Here is a 20,613-nt window from a genome sequence, read left to right as displayed (position 1 = left end):
CCGGAATCTCGACGTTATTCACTCATCTCTAGATTCCGGGTTCGCCTCTTTGCGGCGCCCCGGAATGACATCACGCCGCGTTCTTCTTGCGCATGCGGTCGATCAACTGGTCTTCCCAATAGGTGAGGCTACCGAGCCCGAGCGCCATGGCGTTGGCGCGGCGGTAGTACATGTGGCAGTCGAATTCCCAGGTGAAACCCATGCCGCCGTGAACCTGGATGTTGTTCTTGGCGCAATGCTGGAACGCCTGCGTCGCGCTGATGCGCGCGGCAGCGGCGGCTTCCGGCAACTCGGCTGCGTTGGTCGAGAGCGCCCAGGCGCCGTAATAGCTGTTGGAGCGCGCCAGCGTTGCCGACACATACATGTCGGCGAGCATGTGCTTGACCGCCTGGAACGAGCCGATCTGCCGGCCGAAGGCGATGCGGTCGAGCGCGTAGTCGCGGCCCATCTCCAGCGCGCGGTCGGAACCACCAACCTGTTCGAATGCGCACAGCACCGCGGCACGGTCGAGCATCTGGCTGAGAGTGCTCCAACCCTCGCCAGCGGCGCCAAGCGGCTCGGCCTTGCAATCCTTGAAACTGATCTCGGCTTGACCGCGGGTCGGATCGAGATTGGTGAGGCTCTTCACCTCGACGCCAGCAGCCTTGAGATCGACCAGGAACAGCGCGATGTCGCTGTCGCGACCGCTCGATCCCGTGCGCGCAGCGACCACCGCAAAATCGGCGATTGCGCCGTCGGCAACCGGCTTCTTGACGCCGTTGAGCACGCCGTTCGCGGCCGTGAGCTTGATGTTCTTCGGCGACGGATTGCCCTTGCCCTCGAACAGCGCCAGCGTGCCGATCGCCTCGCCCGACGCGATCGCCGGCAACCACTTCTTCTTCTGCGCGTCGCTGCCCGCGATCAGCAGCGCTTCGCCGGCGAGATACACGGTCGAGGAGAACGGCACTGGCGCATTGGCCCGGCCCATCTCCTCCGCGATCACGCAGAGCTCGAGATGGCCCGCACCCGCACCGCCGAACTCTTCCGGAATGGCGACCCCGAGAAAGCCCATCTCGGCAAGGCCCTTCCACAGCTCCTTGTCGTAGGGCGCCTTACCGTCGAGCACGACGCGCACCGCCTTGGGCGAACATTTTTCGGCGAGGAATTTGCGCGCCTGGTCGCGGAGCTGTTTCTGGTCGTCGGAGAAATCGAAATTCATGGCGGGCTTACCCTTGTTTATTCGTCTTGTTCATTGAGACCGTCATTCCGGGGCGCGACGAAGTCGCGAGCCCAGAATGACGAGGGGAGAGAGTTGCGCACTCATCGCAGCACGATCACATCTTCACCGGGCTGATCCGCATAGAGCCGCTCCACCAGCGCGGCGCGGCGCTCCAGGCCGGCGCGCTGGTTGATGTAGCCCTTGTCGGTCAGCTCGTTGCCGTCGATCGAGGGCGGATCGACCATCAACATTGCGCGCGCGATGATGCGGCTGCTGCCGCCCTCGCATTCCCGGTTGTGCGTCTCCAGGCCGCGCCTGAAGCAGGCGATCACATCGGGATGCTTCACCGCATCGGCAAAACTCAGATCGGGATTGCCGACGAGCTGACGGCAAGCATGCAGATTGGGCCAGGCCAGCAGACCGATGCAGGCGCGATCCTGCCCCGCCACCAGCGCGTCGTGCACCACGGGCGTCGCGGCCGCGATCGTGTCGGTGCGGAGCGAGCCGACATGCACGAAAGTGCCGGTGGTGAGCTTGAAGTCTTCCACCACGCGGCCGGCAAAGATGATTCCCTTCACCGGATCGGCGTCATCAACGAAGATGCCAGCATCACCAATGCAGTAAAAGCCCTCCTCGTCGAACATCTTCTTCGTCAGCTCCGGCTGGCCGAAATAGCCGGGCGTGACGTTGACGCCGCGCAGCCGCAATTCGTATTTCGAGCCGCACGGCACCATCTTCAGTTCGACGCCAGGGAATGGCAGGCCGATCAGGCCGACGCGCTCGGTGTCCCAATACGTGCCGGTCGAGGTCGGCGCGGTCTCGGTCGAGCCCCAGCCGGTGTAGAACACGATGCGCTCGCCGGTGGTCTTCACCGCGAGGGCCTGCATGCGATCGTAGAGATCGTCAGGCAGCCGCGCACCGCCATAGGCCATGATCGAGAGATTCTTGAAGAAGGAGCGGCACAGCGCGTCATCCTTCTCCATCGCCGCCGCGAGCGCGGCATAGCCGGCCGGTACGTTGGCGTAATAGGTCGGCGAGATCTCGCGCAGGTTTCGCAGCGTCTCCTCGAACTGACCCGGCATCGGCCGGCCATCGTCGATATAGAGCGTACCGCCGTCGACCAGGATCGGATGGAACGCCGCGTTTCCACCCATGGTGTGATTCCACGGCATCCAGTCCAGCATGGTCGCGATCGGACCGCCGGGATCGCGCGGCCGCACCTGCATCATCATCGCCGCATTGGCGCACATCATCGCTTGCGTGTTGATGACGGCCTTCGGCATGCCGGTCGAGCCGGAGGTGAAGAGTAGCTTGCCAACCGTCTGCGGCGTGATCTGTGCGATCGAGGTGTCGACATCGGCGGTCACGGGCGTTGCCGCAACCTCGGCAAAGCTGACGCTCTTGATGCCGTCACAGGGACGCGCGACGTGAACCACGGTGACGCCGCTGAGATCGAGCGCCTTCAGCGCTTTCTCGAAGGTCGGCCCGTCCTGCACCATCACCACGGCCGGCTTGATCAGGTCGAACAAATATTTCAGCTTGACGTGATCGTGGCTCATCAAGGAGTAAGCCGGCGACACCGGTGCCGCCGGGACGCGCGCCTGCATCGCCGCCTGCGTCATGAGCGCATGCTCGATCGAATTGCCGGAGAGGATCGTGACCGGCCGTCCCTCGAGCTTGAGGTTCAGCAGCGCCTGTGTCAGCGCATCCACGGTGCGCTTGGCGTCGCCGTAGGACACCTTGCGCCATTCGCGATTGGGACCGCCGCGCTGCGCCAGCCAGATGCGCTCAGGTGCTTGCCTGGCCCATTTCGCCAGCGAGGCCGGAATGTGCTTCTCGTAAGGTTGCAGCGGAATGCGCGACTTCAACACCACCGTGCCGTCGGCATGGCGCGTGACGTCGATGTCGCGCGCGATCCACTCGACCTTGCGAAAGGCGGGCTTCGTCATCGCCGCCGCCGCGCTTCCACTCATTTGCGTCTCCCGGAATTACTGTCCTTTACGGATCATTCTCGTTCAGCGCTTGATATAGACAGGCTTTCGCTTCTCAAGGAAGGCCCTGATGCCTTCCGAAAATTCCTCGGAGCGGCTGCACAGGACCTGGTTGCGGTCCTCCATCGCGATCGCCGCTTCCAGCGATCCCGCATCGACGCTCATGTTGAGACATTCTTTTGACAGGCGCAGTCCAACAGGCGAAGCCGTCATCATCGCATCGACATAAGGCTCGGCCGCCTCGTCGAGCCCGTCTTCGTCGACGACTTCCGAGACCAACCCGACCGCTAGCGCGCGCTCGGCGCCGATGAAGCGCCCGGTGAGGATAAGCTCGGATGCGACGGACACTCCGACGAGCCGCGGCAGAAAGTAGCTGGTGCCGATGTCGCAGCCGCCAAGGCCAAGCTTGATGAAAGCGCAATTCATCCGCGCCGATTTCGTCGCGATGCGGATGTCGGATGCAAGTGCCAGCGCAAAGCCACCGCCGGCTGCCGCGCCCTGCACCAGCGAGATGATCGGCTGCGGACAGCGCCGCATCAACATCACGATGTCGGCGATACGGCGTTGCGAGTCCAGCGACTCCGTGACGCCGGGCGGCTCCTGTTGCCCGGCGCGGCGCGTCATCGCCGCCTTGAGGTCGAGGCCTGCGCAAAAATTCTTGCCGGCGCCCCTGAGCACGACGACGCGGGTGTCACGGTTGCGCTGGATGCCTTGGAAGTAGGTGTTGAGCGCATCGATCAGCGCCGGATCCAGCGCGTTGAGGCTTTCGGGCCGATTGAGCGTCACCCGGTCGACGCCGTCGTCATGCTCGATCAGCAGCGGTTGGGACATGGGCGACTTTCCTCGATCCGCAACGATGGTACCGATTACTACGCCCTCTCCCCTTGTGGGAGAGGGCATGTATGTCGCTAACCAAGAACTCGCTTGGGTGAGGGGTCTGTCTCCGCGGACTCGTTTGCAAATGCGAGTGCGGAGAGAACCCCTCATCCGGCGCTTCGCGCCACCTTCTCCCACAAGGGGAGAAGGAAAAAAGAGAACTACCTCGGCGCCATACGGATCGCGCCGTCGAGACGGATAGTCTCGCCGTTGAGCATCGGGTTCTCGACCATGTGCACCGCGAGAGCGCCGTATTCCTTGGCATCGCCGAGGCGCGAGGGATGCGGCACTTGCGCGCCGAGGCTCTTGCGTGCCTCTTCGTTGAGGCCCATCAGCAGCGGCGTGAAGAACAGGCCGGGCGCGATGGTGTTGACGCGGATCTTCTGGCTGGCGAGGTCGCGCGCAGCCGGCAAAGTGAGGCCGACGACGCCGCCCTTCGACGCCGAATAGGCGATCTGGCCGATCTGGCCTTCGTAAGCGGCAACCGAGGCCGTGTTGATGATGACGCCGCGCTCTTCACCAACGGGCTCGATGGTGACGAGCCTCTCGGCGAACAGCCGCAGGCAGTTGAAGGTGCCGATCAGGTTGACGTTGATGATGCGCGCGAACTTTTCCAGCGGATAGACGCCGTCGCGACCGACGATGCGCTGCGAACCGCCGATGCCGGCGCAGTTCATCAGCACGCGGGCAACGCCATGCGCGGCTTCCGCCTTGGCGATCGCGGCCTTGATCTGCTCTTCGCTGGTGACGTCGGCATGAAGCGCAACGCCCTTCACCTCAGCGGCGACCTTCTCGGCGTTGTCCTTGTTCTGGTCGATCACGCCGATCCTGGCGCCCTTGGCCGCCATGGCGCGGGCGGTCGCTTCACCGAGGCCCGAACCACCGCCGGTGATAAGAACGGCTACGTCTTTCAACTGCATCGCAGATACCTTTCCTTGGGCGTTTCTTCTCTAGACTTCTGAAGCGTTGGCCGGATCATCCGGCCGCAACGGCTTCCCCGGCTTGCGTGAGGATGCCGCCGCAGATCAGCGTTTCCATGTGCTTGATGTATTGCCGGCAGACTTCGTCGGTGACCGGGCCGACGCCGGTCGCGCGGGACATCGCGTGCCGGCCGAAGAACAGATGATCGCAGGCTCCAATGAGGCTGGTGTAGAACAGCACGGGATCGGTCTGCCGAAACTCGCTGCGGCTGACGCCGTCGGCGAGCAGGCGGCGGTGGAAATCGAGCAGCGGCGCCACGAAAAACTTCGAGACCTCGTCCGCGCATTCCGGCTTGGTCTCATGCAGGAGATAATGGATCAGCCGGTTCATATAGGGGAACCGATAATAGGCACGGATGATGCCGCCGATATGCAGCTTCAGCTTCGCTGTCGGTGTGATCGGCTGCGCCAGCAGATATTCGAGATTGGAGAGCTCGGTTGCCGCGTTGCGCTCGAGCAGCGCCAGCAGCAGGCCGTCCTTGTTGCCGAAATGATATTTGACCAGCGCGGCATTGGCACCGGACTTCTGCGCGATATCGGAGAGCGAAATCTCGATCGAGGAGCGTTCGATCATCAGCTCGCTCGCGGCCACGAGCAATTTCTCTGCCGTGGAATTTCTTCCGCTGGGGAGCTTGGTCGGTACGCTGGTAGCCACAGAGATCCCTGGACATGCCTGATGAGGCGCGCAGATAAGCCCAAGCCGCGCCGCATCACAAGAGTTAATTGATCGATTGACTAAGCGAGCTCGCGCCCCTTAAATCCGCCCCCGACAACCAACCCAATCAAGAATTCAGGGAGAGACCGACATGGCCGAGGCTTACATCGTCGCCGCTGCGCGTACCGCGGGCGGGCGCAAGGGGGGCCGCCTCGCCGGCTGGCATCCGGCCGATCTCGCCGCCAAGGTGCTGGACGAGCTGGTCGACCGCACCAAGGTCGATCCGGCCCTGGTCGAGGACGTGATCATGGGCTGCGTGATGCAGGTCGGCGAGCAGTCCAACAACGTCGCGCGCAATGCGATCATGGCCTCGAAGCTGCCGGAGAGCGTGCCGGGCACCTCGATCGATCGTCAGTGCGGCTCCTCGCAGCAGGCGCTGCACTTCGCGGCACAAGCCGTGATGTCCGGCACGATGGACGTGGTGATCGCGGCCGGCGTGGAATCGATGACTCGGGTGCCGATGGGCTTGTCGTCGCAGCTGCCGGCCAAGAACGGCTTTGGCAATTACAAGAGCCCGGGCATCGAGCACAAATATCCGAACATCGTGTTCAGCCAGTTCACCGGCGCGGAGATGATGGCCGAGAAGTACGGCCTGTCGAAGGATGAGCTCGACGAATACTCCTTTGGCAGCCATCAGCGCGCAATCGCGGCGACGCAAGCCGGCCACTTCAAGAAGGAGATCGTGCCGCTCGAGATCACCCGCGCCGACGGCAGCAAGGACACCCACCACATCGACGAAGGCATCCGCTTCGATGCCACGCTCGACGGCATCAAGGGCGTTAAGCTGATCGCCGAGAACGGCAAGCTCACCGCGGCGAGCGCCAGCCAGATCTGCGACGGCGCCTCCGGCGTCATGGTGGTGAACGAGCGCGGCCTGAAGCAACTCGGCGTCAAGCCGCTCGCGCGTATTCATCACATGACCATGACCGGCGGCGATCCCGTCATCATGCTCGACGCGCCGCTGCATGCGACCAAGCGCGCGCTGGAGAAGGCCGGCATGAAGATCGGCGACATCGACCTGTTCGAGGTCAACGAGGCCTTCGCCTCGGTGCCGACCGGCTGGCTCAAGACAACCGGCGCAGATCCGGCGCGCCTGAACGTCAACGGCGGCGCCATCGCGCTCGGCCACCCCCTCGGCGGCTCCGGCACCAAGCTGATGACGACGCTGGTCCACGCCCTGCACCAGCGCGGCAAGCGCTATGGCCTCCAGACCATGTGCGAAGGCGGCGGCATGGCCAACGTGACGATCGTGGAGCGGCTGTAGGCCTCATCCACATAGATGGTGTCGTCCCGGCGAAGGCCGGGACCCATTACCGACGGAGCCCGTGTGAGCATGGGCGGCATCGTGTTTCGACAATCTGGATCGGTGGCTATGGATCCCGGCTTTCGTCGGGATGACACCTTTTTTGTTGCGAGATCTCGACCATGACTCACCCCTCCGTCTACGCTAAGACCACACCCGACAAGATCGCCTACGAGATGGCCGGGACCGGCAAGGCGATCACCTATCGCGAGCTCGACGAGCTCTCGAACCAGGGCGCGCAACTGTTCCGCTCGCTCGGGCTGAAGGCCGGCGACCACATCGCACTGTTGATGGAGAACCGTCTCGCCTTCATGGAGATCTGCTGGGCCGCACAACGCAGCGGGCTCTATTACACCGCGATCAGCCGCTATCTGAAGCAGGACGAGATCGACTACATCATCGCAGATTGCGGCGCCAAGGTCGTGATCACCACGCCCAAATGCGCCGACCAGATCAAGGCTCTGATCAAGGGCACGCCAGGCGAGCCGATCTTCTACATGATGGACGAGCCACAGCCGGGCTTCCGCTCCTACGACAAGGAAGCGGGCGTGCAGCCGACGGCGCCGATCGCGGACGAGGCCGCCGGCTACGACATGCTGTATTCGTCCGGCACGACTGGCCGGCCCAAGGGCATCAAGAAGGCGTTCGAGGGCAACAGGATCGATGTGCCAAACGCGTTCCTGCGCGTGCTCTGCGCCAACATGTGCGGCATGAACGCCGACACGACCTACCTTTCCCCGGCGCCGCTCTATCACGCGGCCCCTTTGCGCTTCAACATGATGGCGATCGTGCTCGGCGGCACCTCCATCATCATGGAACACTTCGACGCCGAAGAGTTCTTGAAGCTGGTCGAGAAATACAAGGTGACGCAGTCGCAGCTCGTGCCGACCATGTTCGTACGCATGTTGAAGCTGCCCGATGACGTCCGCACCAGATACAACGTCTCGACGCTGAAGGGCGCGATCCACGCTGCCGCGCCCTGCCCCATCGACGTCAAGGCAAAGATGATCGAGTGGTGGGGGCCGATCCTGATCGAGTATTATGCGGGGTCGGAAGGCAACGGCGTCACGGTCTGCAACTCCAAGGATTGGCTGGCGCATCGCGGCAGCGTCGGCCGCGCCGTGGTCGGCAAGATCAAGATTTTGGACGAGAACGACGAGGAACAGCCGCTGGGCGAAATCGGCACGGTCTATTTCGCCGATGCGCCTGTTTTCACCTACCACAACGACCCTGAAAAGACGAAGAAGGCCTACAACGCCAAGGGCTGGTCGACGCTCGGCGACGTCGGCTACCTCGACAAGGACGGCTTCCTGTATCTCACTGACCGCAAGTCCTACATGATCATCTCCGGCGGCGTGAACATCTACCCGCAGGAGACCGAGGACGTCCTCATCACCCACCCCGAAATCGCCGACGTCGCCGTGTTCGGCGTGCCGAACGAGGAAATGGGCGAAGAGGTCAAAGCGGTGGTGCAGCCGCACGACATGAGCCGCGCCGGCAAGGCGCTCGAGGCCGACCTGATCGCCTATTGCAAGACCCGCCTCTCCGCCATCAAGTGCCCGCGCTCGATCGATTTCGAAGCCGAGCTGCCGCGCACGCCGACGGGGAAGCTGGTGAAGCGGCATCTGCGCGATAGGTATTGGCCGAAGGTGGCGGCGAAGATTTAGCCGCCTCTTACCCTCCCCTGGAGGGGGAGGGTCGCTGTGCATGCAGCGAAGCGGAATGCGCAGCGGGGTGGGGTGATCTCTCCACACGAAACACTGCGCGAGTGGAGGAATCACCCCACCCCGCTCGCGCTGCGCGCGATCGACCCTCCCCCTCCAGGGGAGGGTAAGAGAGCCCTCAATCAAACAAGCTCGGCGTATGGTTCACCAGCGCGCCTTCGATCTCGAGCATCTTCAGCTTCGTGACCACGCCGCCATTCGCCGAGAAGCCGCCGGGCTTGTTACCGGCCGCGAGCACGCGGTGGCAGGGCACGACGATCGGGCACGGGTTGCGGCCGAGCGCCTGGCCGACGTCGCGCGACAGCTCGACACCGCCGAGCTGCTTGGCAATGTCGCCATAGGTGATGGTCTTGCCCGGCGGGATGGCGCGGGCGATCTCGTAGACGCCGCGGTTGAACTCGGGCACGCCGTCGAGGTCGAGCGGAATGTCGGTGAGGTCATCAGGCTCACCTGCGAGCAGTTTTGTGATGCGGTCGATCGCCTCTCGCACCTCGGCGGTCGGCTCGGCTTCGGTCGCCTCGGCATGACGTTGGTGGATACGGGTGCGGATCTTCGGCTCACCGCCCATGGGCAGTTGCGTGCCGTTGATGCCGCGCGGTCCCCAGACGATCGCGCAGAGGCCGATCCTGGTGTCGAACAGGGCAAAACGCCGGTCGGTCATGGCTTGGTTCCTGGCTCGCGTCCTTGTCGCATGCCCCCATTGTGATCTCGGCCTAAATCTAGGCTTGGAATTAGTTGCGATCCACCCGGTTTCCGGGAATCTTGCACAGGAGTTCCAATTCCCTCGCGAGCCCAGAATGCAAAGCCTCCACGTCAACGGTTACGACATGCCCTATCTCGACGTGGGCGAAGCCAAAGCCGGCCCGCCGCTGCTCTGCGTGCACGGCTCGCTCTCCGACTTCCGCATCTGGGGCTGCGTGCTCGGGCCGCTGACGCAGCGGCACCGGGTGATCGCTGTCAGCTTGCGGCACTTCTTCCCGGCGCGATGGGACGGCATCAGTGACACCTATTCGATCGCCCAGCATGTCCAAGACGTCATCGCCTTCATCGAGAAACTCGACCTCGGGCCGGTCGACCTGATGGGCCATTCCCGCGGCGGGCACATCTGCTTCCGCGTGGCGCAAGCGCGCCCCGACCTGTTGCGGCGGCTGATCCTGGCCGAGCCCGGCGGCGAACTCGATGCAACTCTGGATCCCGACTATGTCGGCGGCCCCTCGCCGCTGCTGGCACGCTTTACGGCTTCCGCAGAGAAGATCGCGGCCGGCGACGTCGACGGGGGCCTTGCCGTCTTCGTCGACACGCTGGAAGGGGCCGGCACCTGGCCGCGACTGTCGGCAATGGTGAAACAGAATCTGCGGGACAATGCGATGACGCTGATCGGCCAGGTCCGCGACAATCGCCCGCCCTTTTCGAAGACGGACGCGGAAGCAATCAAGATGCCGACGCTGTTCATCCTGGGCGCGCGGACCAAGGGCCTGCTGCCCAAGGTGCTGCACGCGTTGGCCGCGCATGTGCCCTACTCCAAGACGGCGATCATCCCGAACGCGACGCATCCGATGTTCGAGCAGGCGCCGCAAAAATACTCTGAAGTTGTCCTGGATTTTCTGGCGAGCTGATCATGCAGACCTTTCGCGTCAATGGTTACGACATGGCCTATCTCGAAGTCGGCGAGGGCCCGCCGCTGGTCTGCGTGCACGGCACGCTAGGCGATTTTCGCACCTGGTATTCGGTGCTGGGCCCGCTGTCGAAAAACCACCGCGTGATCTCGGTCAGCCTGCGGCACTTCTTTCCCGAGCATTGGGACGCCGTCGGCGACGACTACAAGATGGCGCAGCATGTCGCGGATATGATCGCCTTCATCGAGCAGGTCAAGCCCGCCCCGGTCGATCTGATGGGCCACTCACGCGGCGGCCACATCGCCTTCCGCGTCGCGCAGGCGCGGCCGGATCTGTTGCGCAGGCTGGTACTGGCCGAGCCCGGCGGCGATCTCGACGCCAGCCTGCCGGTGCCCGAAGGCACGCCCGCGCATCCGCCGCTGGCCGCACGCACGGCCCGCTCGGTCGAGATGATCCGTGCCGGCGATATCGAGGGCGCGCTGCAGAACTTCTACGAAGGCATCGAAGGCGACGGCTCCTGGCGGCGCGTGCCGGCAGCGGCGAAGCAGCAACTGCGCGACAATGCCCTCACCTTCCTCGGCCAGATCAACGAGCAGCGCAGGCCCTACACGCGCGCCGATGCGCAGGCGATCAGGACGCCGACGCTGCTGATCGGCGGCGGCGCGACGACGGGAAGCCTGTCGGTGATGTGGCGCGTGCTCGCCGAGCACATCGCCGCCAGCAGCACGGCGGTGATTCCCAATGCCGGCCATTGGATGTTCGAGCAGGCCCCGCTGGAGTTCGGCGAGGTGGTGAGCGCGTTCCTGGCGGAGTAGGTGCCTCTTCGCCTCTCCCCGCCTGCGGGGAGAGGCCGGATCGCATCGCAAGATGCGATCCGGGTGAGGGGGAGCTTCCGCGAGTCCAACTCTCACCGTCCCTGCGGAGGCTCCCCCTCACCCCACTCTCTCCCCGCAAGCGGGGCGAGGGAGTGCACGGCCGGTGCTCGCCTCACTCACACCTTCCAAACGCCGACCGGCATCTTGATCGTCGCATTAAGACGGTTCCAGACATTGATCGTCGCGATCGAAAGCACGAGCGTTGCGAGTTCGCGCTCGTCGAAATGCTTGGCCGCCTCGTTCCAGATCGCATCCGGCACCGGGTCTTCGCGATCGGCAACCCGCGTCACCGCCTCGGTCAGCGCCAGCGCGGCGCGCTCGGCGTCGGTGAAATAGGGCGCCTCCCGCCAGGCGGACACCGCGAACAGCCGCTCATCGGTCTCGCCCAGCTTGCGGGCGATCTTCGGATGCATGTCCACGCAGACGCTGCAGCCATTGATCTGGCTGGCGCGAAGGTGCACCAGTTCCAGGAGCTTTTCCGGCAGGCCCTGCTTGGTGACATTGCCGAGGGCTTGAAGGTGGTTCATGGCCTCCGGCAGGACCATGACGGGGTGGTTCATGCGCGCGTGCATCATCTTGTGTCTCCGTTTGCTAATTTAGAAGGTTCCGGTCACATCGGCCGGACTGGCTTCGTCATGGGCATGACGGATCGCGATGAGGGAATGTGACCGATGACTGAAGAAAATCTTCTCACCCAGCAGTTCGAGGCTAGCCGGGACCATTTGCGCGCAGTCGCCTACCGGATGCTGGGGTCCCGCGCTGAGGTCGACGACGCCGTACAGGAGGCCTGGCTGCGGGTCAGCCGCTACGACATGTCAGATGTCGCGAATTTGCGCGGCTGGCTGACCACCGTGGTCGCGCGCATCTGCCTCGACATGCTGCGCGCGCGGAAGTCACGCAAGGAAGATCCGATGGGCCCGCACGTGCCCGAGCCGGTCGACGAGACGCGGGAGCGCGAGGTGGAGCTGGCCGATTCCGTCGGCGCAGCGCTGCTGGTCGTGCTCGAGACCTTGCAGCCGGCGGAACGGCTCGCCTTCGTGCTGCACGACATGTTCGCCGTGCCGTTCGAGGAGATCGCGCCGATCGTAGGACGCTCGGTCGATGCCTCGCGGCAGCTGGCGAGCCGCGCACGACGCCGCGTGCAGGGGGTGCCGGTGCCCGAGGCGGACCTGTCGCGCCAACGCAGGATCGTCGATGCATTCCTCAAAGCCTCGCGTGAAGGCGACTTCGAAGGCTTGCTCGCCATGCTCGATCCCGACGTCGTGTTCCGTGCCGACGACGCCGCGGTGCGGCTCGGCACACTTCCGGAGATCCGCGGCGCGGATGCAGTCGCGCAGCTCTACAAGGGCCGCGCCCAGGCCGCGCGGACAGCGCTGGTCGACGGCGAGATCGGCGTTGCTGTCATCCTCGGCGGACATCTGCGCATCGCGCTGCGCGTCACCTTCAACGGCGACCGGATCGCAGCCATCGAGGCGCTGGCCGATGCGGAGCGGGTCGCGGCGCTGGACGTAGAGGTGCTCGAGCGCTAGGTGGCAACGGGCTCCACCCGATGCTAGGCTTTCGGCCAATCGCGTGCGCCAGCGCGCGAGACGCGAAAGGATGCTCCGATGAAATCTCGCCTCACCCCGCTGCTCGCCCTGTCGCTGCTCGGCCTCGCTACCGGGGCGACGTCGGCATTCGCTGCCGCCGACGAAAAGATCAAGGCCGCCGCCGAGCAGGAGAAAGCGCCGCTGATCGAGACGCTGCGCGACATGGTGATGATCGAGAGCGGCAGCGGCGATGCCGAGGGCCTCGCGAAGATGGCCGATTTCACCGAAGGGCGGCTGAAGGCGCTGGGCGCGACCACGGAGCGGCGCAAGACCACCGCCGGCACGCGCGCCGACATGGTGATCGCGACGTTCAAGGGCACCGGCACCCGCAAGCTGATGCTGATCGCGCATATGGACACGGTCTATCAGCGCGGCATCCTTGCAAGCGAGCCGTACCGCGTTGACGGCAACCGCATCTACGGGCCCGGCATCGCCGACGACAAGGGCGGCATCGCGGTGGTCCTGCATGCGCTCAAGATCCTGAAGGACGCCGGCTGGCAGGACTATGCCCAGCTCACCGTGTCGTTCAATCCGGACGAAGAGGTCGGATCGATCGGCTCGGGCGAGATCATCGCGGAGCTCGCCGACCAGCACGATGTGGTGCTCTCCTGCGAGCCGACGGCGGCATCGCCTCCGGCAAAGAACGACTCGCTGCTGCTGGGCGCGAGCGGCACCGCGACTGCGAAGATGGAGGTCAAGGGCCGAGCCTCGCATGCGGGCGCTGCGCCCGACCTCGGCCGCAACGCGCTGATCGAGCTCGCGCATCAATTGCAGCAGACGAAGGACGCCGCCAAATCGATTCCGGGCACGCAGCTCAACTGGACCACGGCGCAGGCGGGCACCGTGCGCAACCAGATCCCGGAGAAGGCCGAGGCCGGCGCCGACATTCGCCTCACCATCCCTGACGGCATCGCCAAATTGCAGGCGGCGCTCGACGCCAAGGTGAAGGAGAAACTCGTTCCCGACACCGAAACCAAGGTGACGATCACGGCGGGCCGGCCGCCCTTCGTCGCCAGCGATCGCGGCCGCGCGCTGGCGCAGGAGGGGCAGGCGATCTATGCCGAGATCGACCGCAAGCTCGACATCACCGAGATGACCGGCGGCGGCACCGATGCGGGCTATGCCAATCGCAGCGGCAAGGCGGTCGTGGTCGAGAGCTTCGGCCTCGCCGGTTTCGGCTATCACGCCCGCGACGAGTTCATCGACACCAACTCGATCGTGCCGCGGCTCTATCTGATGAGCCGGACGCTGATCGAGCAGGGCAAGAAGAAATAGGACGACATCCTTTTTCTCGAAAAACAACCCCATGCACAGTAGACGGTGCAAGCAATATCAATAGCTTAGCCGTCGCAGAAAACGACAGCCAGTCATCCATCCGGTACCGCTTGACGGCCTCGGCCATAGCGCGTAGTTTCGAATACGGAATTCCGTATTCCTTTGAGCATCTTCGGAGCTGCCGGCGTGATTCCTCTCGACCCGCTCCCGAACCTGATCGACCAGGTCTATGCCCGGATCCTGGAGGCGATCTCCGACCGCACCCTGCAGCCGGGCCAGCGCATCCGGCAGAACGAGCTCGCCGACAAGCTCGGCGTATCGCGCCAGCCGGTGTCGCACGCGCTGCATCTGCTGCACCGGCAGGGATTGGTTGCCGAGAGCGGCAAGCGCGGATTTGAAGTCACCCAGCTCGACCCCTCCCGCATTCGCCAGCTCTACGAGGTGCGCGGCGCCATCGATGCGCTCGCCGCCCGGCTTGCCGCGGAGCGCGCAGCCGCCGATGCCGCGGGTCGCGCGCGGCTGGAGGCGGCGCTCGCCGCCGGACGCCGCATCGACCGCACAACGACGCTCGCCGAGCTCATCGTGCTCGACGTCGACTTTCATCGCGCGATCTATCGGCTCGCCGGCAATCCCGTGATCGAGGAGACGATCGCGCCGCAATGGCCGCATATGCGCCGCTCGATGGCGACGGTGCTGTCCGAGCTCGACTATCGCGGCAGCGCCTGGGCTGAGCATGCCGACATCGCCAAGCACATTCTCGCAGGCGACGCGAAAGCAGCCGAGCGCGCCGCGCTGGCGCATGCACAGACGGCGGGACGGATGACCGAGGAGAGATTGCGGGCGACGGAAGAGGCGGCGGCGTAGCGACGCTGTCGTTCCGGGGCGATGCGCAGCATCGAGCCCGGAATCCATTGGGCCGCAGTGACTGTAGATGAATGGATTCCGGGTTCACGCTTCGCGTGCCCCGGAATGACAAAACAAAACCACAGGAGGAGGACGACCCATGAAACTGTCCCAGGAGCAATTGGAGTTCTTCCACCGCGAGGGCTGGCTGTTCCTGCCCGAATTGTTCAAGCAGGAGGAGGTCGATCTCCTCGCGCGCGAGGCGGTCGGCATCTATGACGCCAACCGGCCGGAGGTCTGGCGCGAGAAGAGCGGCGCACCACGCACCGCCTTTGCCGCGCATCTCTACAACGAGGCCTTCGGCCTCCTGGGCGCGCATCCGCGCATGATCGAGCCGGTCGAGCAGCTCTTCGGCGAGCCGGTCTACATGCACCAGTTCAAGATCAATGCGAAATCGGCCTTCACCGGCGACGTCTGGCAGTGGCACCAGGATTACGGCACCTGGAAACGTGACGACGGCATGCCGGAGCCGCGGGCGATGAACATCGCGATCTTCCTCGACGAGGTGATGCCGATCAATGGTCCGCTGATGCTGGTGCCGCGCAGCCAGAACGCCGGCGACCTCGAGGCTTCGCATGATCTCGCCACCACATCCTACCCGCTGTGGACGCTGGACGAGGACACCGTGACACGCCTCGTCAAGCAGGGCGGCATCGTCGCGCCCACTGGCAAGCCCGGCGGCATGCTGATGTTCCACGGCAATCTCGTGCACGGCTCCAGCGGCAACATCACGCCCTATCCGCGCAAGATCGTGTACCTGACGCTGAATGCGGTCTCGAACTACATCCGAACCCCGACGCGGCCGGAGTACATCGCGCATCGCGATTTCGCGCCGATCAAGACGGTGGAGGACGACGCGCTGCTGCGGCTTGCCCGTGCGCCGCGGCAGGCGGCGGAGTAAAACAGGTCTCGTGCAACCTTTACAGGCGTCATGCCCGGGCATAGCCGTTCGAAGGACGGCGTCGCTTCCGCTATCCTATGACCCGGGTATCCACGTCTCAACACGATCGCCGACAGTAAGACGTGGATGGCCGGGTCAAGCCCGGCCATGACGGACTGATAGAGACGCGCGTCTCACGAATTTCTGTATCACCGGAAACATTCCCATGAACCTCTTCGGTCTCCTCCAGGCCCGCGCGTCCGCTGGCAAGCCCGTTCGCATCGCGCTGATCGGCGCGGGCAAATTCGGCTCGATGTTCTTGGCGCAGGTGCCGCATACGCCGGGGCTGGAGGTGCCGGTCATCGTCGACATCGACCGCGACCGTGCACGCGAGGCCTGCCGCACCGTCGGCTGGACTGCGGAGCGCATTGCCGCAACCACCTTCACCGATGACGGTGCACGCGCCATCGCCGGCGGCACGATTGACGTGGTGGTGGAAGCGACCGGCAATCCCGCCGTCGGCATCAAGCATGCGCGCGCGGCGATCGCCGCGGGCAAGCATATCGTGATGGTCAATGTCGAGGCCGACGTGCTGGCGGGTCCCCTGCTCGCCGAGGAAGCGCGAAGAGCCGGCGTGGTCTATTCGCTCGCCTATGGCGACCAGCCGGCGCTGACGGCGGAGATGGTGGATTGGGCGCGCGCCACCGGCTTTCGCGTCGTCGCCGCCGGCAAGGGCACAAAATACCTGCCGGCCTATCACGACGTGACGCCTGACGGCGTCTGGCAGCATTACGGCCTCACCGCCGGCGAGGCGCAGTCGGCCGGCATGAATCCCCAGATGTTCAACTCCTTCCTCGACGGCACCAAATCGGCGATCGAGATGGCCGCGATCGCGAATGCCTGCACCCTCGACGTGCCCGCGGATGGCCTGCTGTTTCCGCCCTGCGGCGTCGACGATCTGCCGCATATCATGCGGCCGCGATCGCACGGCGGTGTGCTGGAGCGAGCGGGCGTGGTGGAGGTGGTCTCCTCGCTCGAGCGCGACGGAAGGCCGGTGTTTCGCGACCTGCGCTGGGGCGTCTATGTCGTACTGGAAGCGCCGAACGACTATGCAGCCGACTGCTTCAGGCAATATGGCCTGAAGACCGACGCCAGCGGACGCTATGCTGCGATGTACAAGCCCTATCACCTGATCGGGCTCGAGCTGAACATCTCGGTGCTGTCGGCCGCGCTGCGGGGCGAGCCGACCGGACAGGCTGGCGGCTTCCGCGGCGATGTCGCGGCTGTGGCAAAACGAAACTTGCGCGCCGGCGAGATGCTGGATGGCGAAGGCGGCTACACGGTATGGGGCAAGCTGGTGCCGGCGGCCGCGAGCCTGAAGGCCGGCGCGCTGCCAATCGGCCTCGCGCACGGGGTGAGGCTGAGGCATGACGTCGCGCACGGCGCGGTGGTGCACTGGGACGACGTCGCGTTCGATGCGGGCAACGAGGCGATCAGGACGCGGAAGGCGATGGAGGGGGCTTTCGCGAAAGAGGGGTAGGGCCTCCGCTGCGTCATGGCCGGGCTTGACCCGACCATCCTCGCCTCTCCTCGCGGCACCAAGAACGTGGATGCCCGGCACAAGCCCGCATGACGAGCCGCGCTGCAGCAACCTCTACGGCAACAACCTCTCCTCCTTCGCCTGCCTGAACCACTTTCTGAACATGTCCTCGGTATCCATCATCTCGGTGAAGCCGGCACGGTTGATCTTCACGGTGGAGACGATCGAGGGCGGGCCTGACGCGGTCTGGCCGTAGCGCATGCTGTAATCGGCGTATTGGAATGAGAGGCCAACGAAGTCCGCGAGGCCGGGCGACGCGAGGTTGTGCTTGGCCCGTAGCTTGTCCCAGGGAGCGACCCAATTCGGGAACTCCCTCGCAAGCGACAGCGGCACCGGTTTGCCGCGCTTCATCTGCAGCGCGTCCGCCACCGCGGGCCAGATGTTTTCCCAGGTGAAGACATCGCCATTGGTGACGTTGAAGGCTTCGTTCTGCGCTGGCCTGGCCTCGCCCGACCAGGCGATCGCGCGGGCGAGGAGATCGACATCGACGGCTTGCGCCACGCGCGCGGCCCCGCCGGGAAAATCGAGTGGCCTGCCCTGCTCGCGCAGCATCGCGGCGTAGACGCCGAGCGGCGGGATCAGATCCATGGCGCCGCCCATGGCGAGGCCGACGATCAGAACGGGGCGCAAGATGCTCCAGTGCCAGGCCTTGCCAGCCTGGAGCTCGCGCAGGAAGTTCTCCTGCGCCCAGTAGAAATTGGGCTGCTCGTACATCTCGGAGCGGCCCTCGCGCGCCGGCACCGTCAGCGGGCGAACGTGGACGCCGTATGCCTTCGTGCCCTGCAACAGGGCGACATGCCTGAGGTCGGGCGCCACTGGCTCGAGCACGCCCATCAGATTGCGCAGCATCAAATCGTTGGTCCTGATCTGCTGCGGGTCGCGCCAGCCGTCGACGAGCTGCGGCGCCTCATAGAGCGCGGCGTAGATCAGATGGGTGGCGCCCTGAAGCTCGGCCGCGGCGCGGCGGCAATCGGTCTCGCTGGTGAGGTCGATCGGGACGTGACGGGCGCCATAGAGGTCGCGCGGCTTCCGCCGCGACAGCGCCACAACCTCGCAAGGCTCCGATGTGCCGAAGTGTCGCAACGCGGCGTTGCCTACGAGACCGGTTGCCCCGGCGACCACGACCTTTTTGCCCGTCATCCGCGAGCCTCCCTTTCCTTGTCTGTCCGAAAATTAGCAGGACGTTGATAGTCCCGACTTGCGTTTGACCGGTGTCGCAGCTGCGAGGGCACGGCAGGAGCCTTGATTCTATCAGTGCGCCCGGTCATCCTCGGGCTGGAACCGCAACGCTCGGCTTCCAGCAACAAGAGCCCATCAGGGCCATTCGGAAACGCTCAAATAATCTCAACAAGAGAACGCCGATCCTCGACCGAAAAAGGACGACACCAAGATCGTCCCCCGGTCGAAGCATCGACGCAATGGAAGGGATACATATGAAACGTCGTGATTTCCTGAAAGTGACAGGCGTTAGCCTGGCTGCAAGCACCGCCGTCGCTGCACCCGCGATCGCGCAGTCGTCGCCCGAGGTCAAGTGGCGCTACGCCACGAGCTGGCCGAAGGCGCTCGATACGCTCTATGGCGGCTGCGAATATTTCTGCAAGCAGGTCGCCGACATCACCGACAACAAATTCCAGATCCAGCCGTTTGCGGCCGGAGAGATCGTCCCGGGCCTGCAGGTGCTGGACGCCGTCTCCAACGGCACGGTCGAGATCGGCAACACCGCGCTCTATTACTATTGGGGCAAGAATCCGGCATTCACCTTTGCGACCGCATTGCCGTTCGGCTTGAACACGCGCCAGCAGATTTCCTGGCTGTTGTGGGGCGGCGGGCAGGATCTCGTCAACGACCTCTTGAAGGAGCACAACGTTTACGGCATCCCGACCGGATCGACCGGCGCGCAGATGGGCGGCTGGTTCAGGAAGGAGATCAAGACCGTCAACGACCTCAAGGGCCTGAAGATGCGCATCGGCGGTTTCGCCGGCACGATCCTCGCCAAGCTTGGCTGCGTGCCGCAGCAGCTCGCCGGCGGCGACATCTATCCGGCGCTGGAGAAGGGCACCATCGACGCCGCCGAGTGGGTCGGACCCTACGACGACGAGAAGCTCGGCTTCGCCAAGGTCGCGAAGTACTATTATTATCCCGGCTGGTGGGAAGGCACGAGCCAGGGCCACAACATCATGAACATGGAGAAGTGGAACGCGCTGCCAAAGCATTACCAGGCGGCGATTGACGCAGCATCGCGCGACACCTTCACCTGGATCACCGGCAAATACGATGCAGTGAATGCTCCGGCGTTGAAGCGGCTGATCGTGAACGGCGCGATCATCAAGGGCTTCCCGCAGGAGGTGCTCGAGGCCTGCTACAACGCAGCCAACGAGATCTACGCGGACCTCTCCAAGTCCAATGCTCATTTCGGCAAGATGTACGCGAGCATGATGGCCTACAAGAACGACTCGCTGCCTTGGACGCAGGTGGCGGAGCTGAGCTACGACAGCTTCATGGCGCGGATGCGCGCCAAGACCTGAGGCGCTGAGCCAATCCCACGACTAAAGACGGAGAAGCCCCGGAGATGCAGCCATCTCCGGGGCTTTGTACGTTTTTCGCCGTCATTTCGGACCGAAAACTGGCCGTCCCGCCCCGGCTTCGCAACTGCGAGCGCACCGACGACGCTTGATTATCGCAAGGCGACCGGTCATCCTGACGTTGTACCGCGATGCGCGGAATCCAAAAAGAGCCCGAAGGGGCCTTCGGAAACACCAAAATCGTCACAATTACACGTCGATTATCGGCGACGCCAAAACGACAGCAAGATCGTTCCCTTGTCGAGTAATCGGCACAACGGAGGGTACGCATGAAACGTCGTGAATTCCTGAAAGTGACGGGCGCTGGACTAGCGGCAAGCACGGCCGTCGCTGCGCCGGCCATCGCGCAATCTTCGCCGGAAGTGAGATGGCGGCTCGCGGCGAGTTGGCCAAAGGCGCTCGATACTCTCTATGGCGGCTGCGAATATTTCTGCAAGCGCGTCGCAGAGGCGACCGACAACAAATTCCAGATCCAGCCATTCGCGTCCGGCGAGATCGTCCCGGGC

The 20,613-nt window shown here is 64.4% G+C and carries 19 protein-coding genes (1 of these 19 running past the window's edge); 11 read left to right on the top strand and 8 right to left on the bottom strand.

Annotated features, from left to right (window positions below):
- Positions 1 to 70 precede the first annotated feature (70 nt).
- From NLM27_RS37300 to NLM27_RS37280, 5 genes are all read right to left on the bottom strand, one after another.
- Positions 71 to 1,198, bottom strand: coding sequence for an acyl-CoA dehydrogenase family protein (locus tag NLM27_RS37300; RefSeq protein ID WP_254148006.1), 1,128 nt, complete (start codon positions 1,196 to 1,198; stop codon positions 71 to 73).
- A 101-nt stretch (positions 1,199 to 1,299) separates the two neighbouring features.
- Positions 1,300 to 3,171 carry an AMP-binding protein gene (locus tag NLM27_RS37295; protein ID WP_254148005.1) on the bottom strand — a complete coding sequence of 624 codons (1,872 nt, stop codon included), beginning with the start codon at positions 3,169 to 3,171 and terminating at the stop codon, positions 1,300 to 1,302.
- A 42-nt stretch (positions 3,172 to 3,213) separates the two neighbouring features.
- Positions 3,214 to 4,020 carry an enoyl-CoA hydratase/isomerase family protein gene (locus NLM27_RS37290; protein WP_254148004.1) on the bottom strand — a complete coding sequence of 269 codons (807 nt, stop codon included), beginning with the start codon at positions 4,018 to 4,020 and terminating at the stop codon, positions 3,214 to 3,216.
- Between the two features lie 206 nt (positions 4,021 to 4,226).
- Entirely contained in the window at positions 4,227 to 4,985 is a 759-nt protein-coding gene (locus tag NLM27_RS37285) for an SDR family NAD(P)-dependent oxidoreductase (protein WP_254148003.1), read from the bottom strand.
- Between the two features lie 55 nt (positions 4,986 to 5,040).
- Positions 5,041 to 5,700: a TetR family transcriptional regulator gene (locus NLM27_RS37280; protein ID WP_309144777.1), complete on the bottom strand. Its 660-nt coding sequence runs from the start codon at positions 5,698 to 5,700 to the stop codon at positions 5,041 to 5,043.
- 151 nt (positions 5,701 to 5,851) lie between these two features.
- On the opposite strand from NLM27_RS37280, the gene NLM27_RS37275 reads away from it, so the two are divergent.
- Together NLM27_RS37275 and NLM27_RS37270 are read left to right on the top strand one after the other, a co-directional pair.
- Positions 5,852 to 7,024: an acetyl-CoA C-acetyltransferase gene (locus tag NLM27_RS37275; protein ID WP_254148001.1), complete on the top strand. Its 1,173-nt coding sequence runs from the start codon at positions 5,852 to 5,854 to the stop codon at positions 7,022 to 7,024.
- Between the two features lie 161 nt (positions 7,025 to 7,185).
- A complete protein-coding gene (locus NLM27_RS37270; RefSeq protein WP_254148000.1) occupies positions 7,186 to 8,730 on the top strand; it encodes an acyl-CoA synthetase in 1,545 nt (514 codons plus the stop codon).
- 175 nt (positions 8,731 to 8,905) lie between these two features.
- On the opposite strand, the gene NLM27_RS37265 is transcribed toward NLM27_RS37270, so the two are convergent.
- Positions 8,906 to 9,448: a methylated-DNA--[protein]-cysteine S-methyltransferase gene (locus NLM27_RS37265; RefSeq protein WP_254147999.1), complete on the bottom strand. Its 543-nt coding sequence runs from the start codon at positions 9,446 to 9,448 to the stop codon at positions 8,906 to 8,908.
- A 136-nt stretch (positions 9,449 to 9,584) separates the two neighbouring features.
- Here NLM27_RS37265 and NLM27_RS37260 point away from each other — a divergent pair, with 136 nt between their 5' ends.
- Together NLM27_RS37260 and NLM27_RS37255 are read left to right on the top strand one after the other, a co-directional pair.
- Entirely contained in the window at positions 9,585 to 10,403 is an 819-nt protein-coding gene (locus NLM27_RS37260; RefSeq protein WP_254147998.1) for an alpha/beta fold hydrolase, read from the top strand.
- 2 nt (positions 10,404 to 10,405) lie between these two features.
- Entirely contained in the window at positions 10,406 to 11,218 is an 813-nt protein-coding gene (locus NLM27_RS37255) for an alpha/beta fold hydrolase (protein WP_254147997.1), read from the top strand.
- Positions 11,219 to 11,394: 176 nt separating this feature from the next.
- Here the strand turns inward: NLM27_RS37255 and NLM27_RS37250 are convergent, their stop codons facing one another.
- Complete coding sequence (locus tag NLM27_RS37250) at positions 11,395 to 11,850, bottom strand: carboxymuconolactone decarboxylase family protein (RefSeq protein WP_254149023.1); 456 nt, start codon at positions 11,848 to 11,850, stop codon at positions 11,395 to 11,397.
- A gap of 99 nt (positions 11,851 to 11,949) precedes the next feature.
- Here NLM27_RS37250 and NLM27_RS37245 point away from each other — a divergent pair, with 99 nt between their 5' ends.
- The 5 genes from NLM27_RS37245 to NLM27_RS37225 all read left to right on the top strand — a co-directional run bounded on the left by NLM27_RS37245 (position 11,950) and on the right by NLM27_RS37225 (position 17,465).
- Entirely contained in the window at positions 11,950 to 12,807 is an 858-nt protein-coding gene (locus NLM27_RS37245) for a sigma-70 family RNA polymerase sigma factor (RefSeq protein WP_254147996.1), read from the top strand.
- Between the two features lie 78 nt (positions 12,808 to 12,885).
- A complete protein-coding gene (locus NLM27_RS37240) occupies positions 12,886 to 14,142 on the top strand; it encodes a M20/M25/M40 family metallo-hydrolase (RefSeq protein ID WP_254147995.1) in 1,257 nt (418 codons plus the stop codon).
- Positions 14,143 to 14,328: 186 nt separating this feature from the next.
- Positions 14,329 to 15,006 (top strand): GntR family transcriptional regulator, encoded by a 678-nt coding sequence (locus tag NLM27_RS37235; RefSeq protein ID WP_254147994.1) that lies wholly within the window; start codon positions 14,329 to 14,331, stop codon positions 15,004 to 15,006.
- A 139-nt stretch (positions 15,007 to 15,145) separates the two neighbouring features.
- Positions 15,146 to 15,946 carry a phytanoyl-CoA dioxygenase family protein gene (locus tag NLM27_RS37230; protein WP_254147993.1) on the top strand — a complete coding sequence of 267 codons (801 nt, stop codon included), beginning with the start codon at positions 15,146 to 15,148 and terminating at the stop codon, positions 15,944 to 15,946.
- Positions 15,947 to 16,151: 205 nt separating this feature from the next.
- Positions 16,152 to 17,465 (top strand): NAD(P)H-dependent oxidoreductase, encoded by a 1,314-nt coding sequence (locus tag NLM27_RS37225; RefSeq protein ID WP_254147992.1) that lies wholly within the window; start codon positions 16,152 to 16,154, stop codon positions 17,463 to 17,465.
- Between the two features lie 114 nt (positions 17,466 to 17,579).
- On the opposite strand, the gene NLM27_RS37220 is transcribed toward NLM27_RS37225, so the two are convergent.
- Entirely contained in the window at positions 17,580 to 18,665 is a 1,086-nt protein-coding gene (locus tag NLM27_RS37220; protein WP_254147991.1) for an NAD-dependent epimerase/dehydratase family protein, read from the bottom strand.
- 293 nt (positions 18,666 to 18,958) lie between these two features.
- Between NLM27_RS37220 and NLM27_RS37215 the strand changes: the two genes are divergently transcribed.
- Both NLM27_RS37215 and NLM27_RS37210 read left to right on the top strand, forming a co-directional pair.
- The gene (locus NLM27_RS37215; protein WP_254147990.1) at positions 18,959 to 20,050 is read left to right on the top strand and encodes a TRAP transporter substrate-binding protein; all 1,092 of its coding nucleotides are present in this window, start codon (positions 18,959 to 18,961) and stop codon (positions 20,048 to 20,050) included.
- Between the two features lie 326 nt (positions 20,051 to 20,376).
- Positions 20,377 to 20,613 carry the 5' portion of a TRAP transporter substrate-binding protein gene (locus tag NLM27_RS37210; RefSeq protein WP_254147989.1) on the top strand. Its footprint extends 855 nt past the window's final position, so 237 of the gene's 1,092 nt are visible here — the first part of the coding sequence; its start codon is at positions 20,377 to 20,379; the stop codon falls past the right edge of the window.

Source organism: Bradyrhizobium sp. CCGB12 (genome assembly GCF_024199845.1).
Lineage (GTDB): Bacteria > Pseudomonadota > Alphaproteobacteria > Rhizobiales > Xanthobacteraceae > Bradyrhizobium.
The sequence above is the reverse complement of the archived record's forward strand: the minus strand, read 5'-3'. Positions and strand labels throughout refer to the sequence as shown.

Coding starts and splice junctions, on each gene's coding strand:
- NLM27_RS37215 (WP_254147990.1), top strand. CDS start 18,959: ATGAAACGTCGTGATTTCCTGAAAGTGACAGGCGTTAGCCTGGCTGCA.
- NLM27_RS37265 (WP_254147999.1), bottom strand. CDS start 9,448: ATGACCGACCGGCGTTTTGCCCTGTTCGACACCAGGATCGGCCTCTGC.
- NLM27_RS37285 (WP_254148003.1), bottom strand. CDS start 4,985: ATGCAGTTGAAAGACGTAGCCGTTCTTATCACCGGCGGTGGTTCGGGC.
- NLM27_RS37270 (WP_254148000.1), top strand. CDS start 7,186: ATGACTCACCCCTCCGTCTACGCTAAGACCACACCCGACAAGATCGCC.
- NLM27_RS37275 (WP_254148001.1), top strand. CDS start 5,852: ATGGCCGAGGCTTACATCGTCGCCGCTGCGCGTACCGCGGGCGGGCGC.
- NLM27_RS37245 (WP_254147996.1), top strand. CDS start 11,950: ATGACTGAAGAAAATCTTCTCACCCAGCAGTTCGAGGCTAGCCGGGAC.
- NLM27_RS37300 (WP_254148006.1), bottom strand. CDS start 1,198: ATGAATTTCGATTTCTCCGACGACCAGAAACAGCTCCGCGACCAGGCG.
- NLM27_RS37240 (WP_254147995.1), top strand. CDS start 12,886: ATGAAATCTCGCCTCACCCCGCTGCTCGCCCTGTCGCTGCTCGGCCTC.
- NLM27_RS37230 (WP_254147993.1), top strand. CDS start 15,146: ATGAAACTGTCCCAGGAGCAATTGGAGTTCTTCCACCGCGAGGGCTGG.
- NLM27_RS37290 (WP_254148004.1), bottom strand. CDS start 4,020: ATGTCCCAACCGCTGCTGATCGAGCATGACGACGGCGTCGACCGGGTG.
- NLM27_RS37225 (WP_254147992.1), top strand. CDS start 16,152: ATGAACCTCTTCGGTCTCCTCCAGGCCCGCGCGTCCGCTGGCAAGCCC.
- NLM27_RS37260 (WP_254147998.1), top strand. CDS start 9,585: ATGCAAAGCCTCCACGTCAACGGTTACGACATGCCCTATCTCGACGTG.
- NLM27_RS37295 (WP_254148005.1), bottom strand. CDS start 3,171: ATGAGTGGAAGCGCGGCGGCGGCGATGACGAAGCCCGCCTTTCGCAAG.
- NLM27_RS37220 (WP_254147991.1), bottom strand. CDS start 18,665: ATGACGGGCAAAAAGGTCGTGGTCGCCGGGGCAACCGGTCTCGTAGGC.
- NLM27_RS37250 (WP_254149023.1), bottom strand. CDS start 11,850: ATGCACGCGCGCATGAACCACCCCGTCATGGTCCTGCCGGAGGCCATG.
- NLM27_RS37255 (WP_254147997.1), top strand. CDS start 10,406: ATGCAGACCTTTCGCGTCAATGGTTACGACATGGCCTATCTCGAAGTC.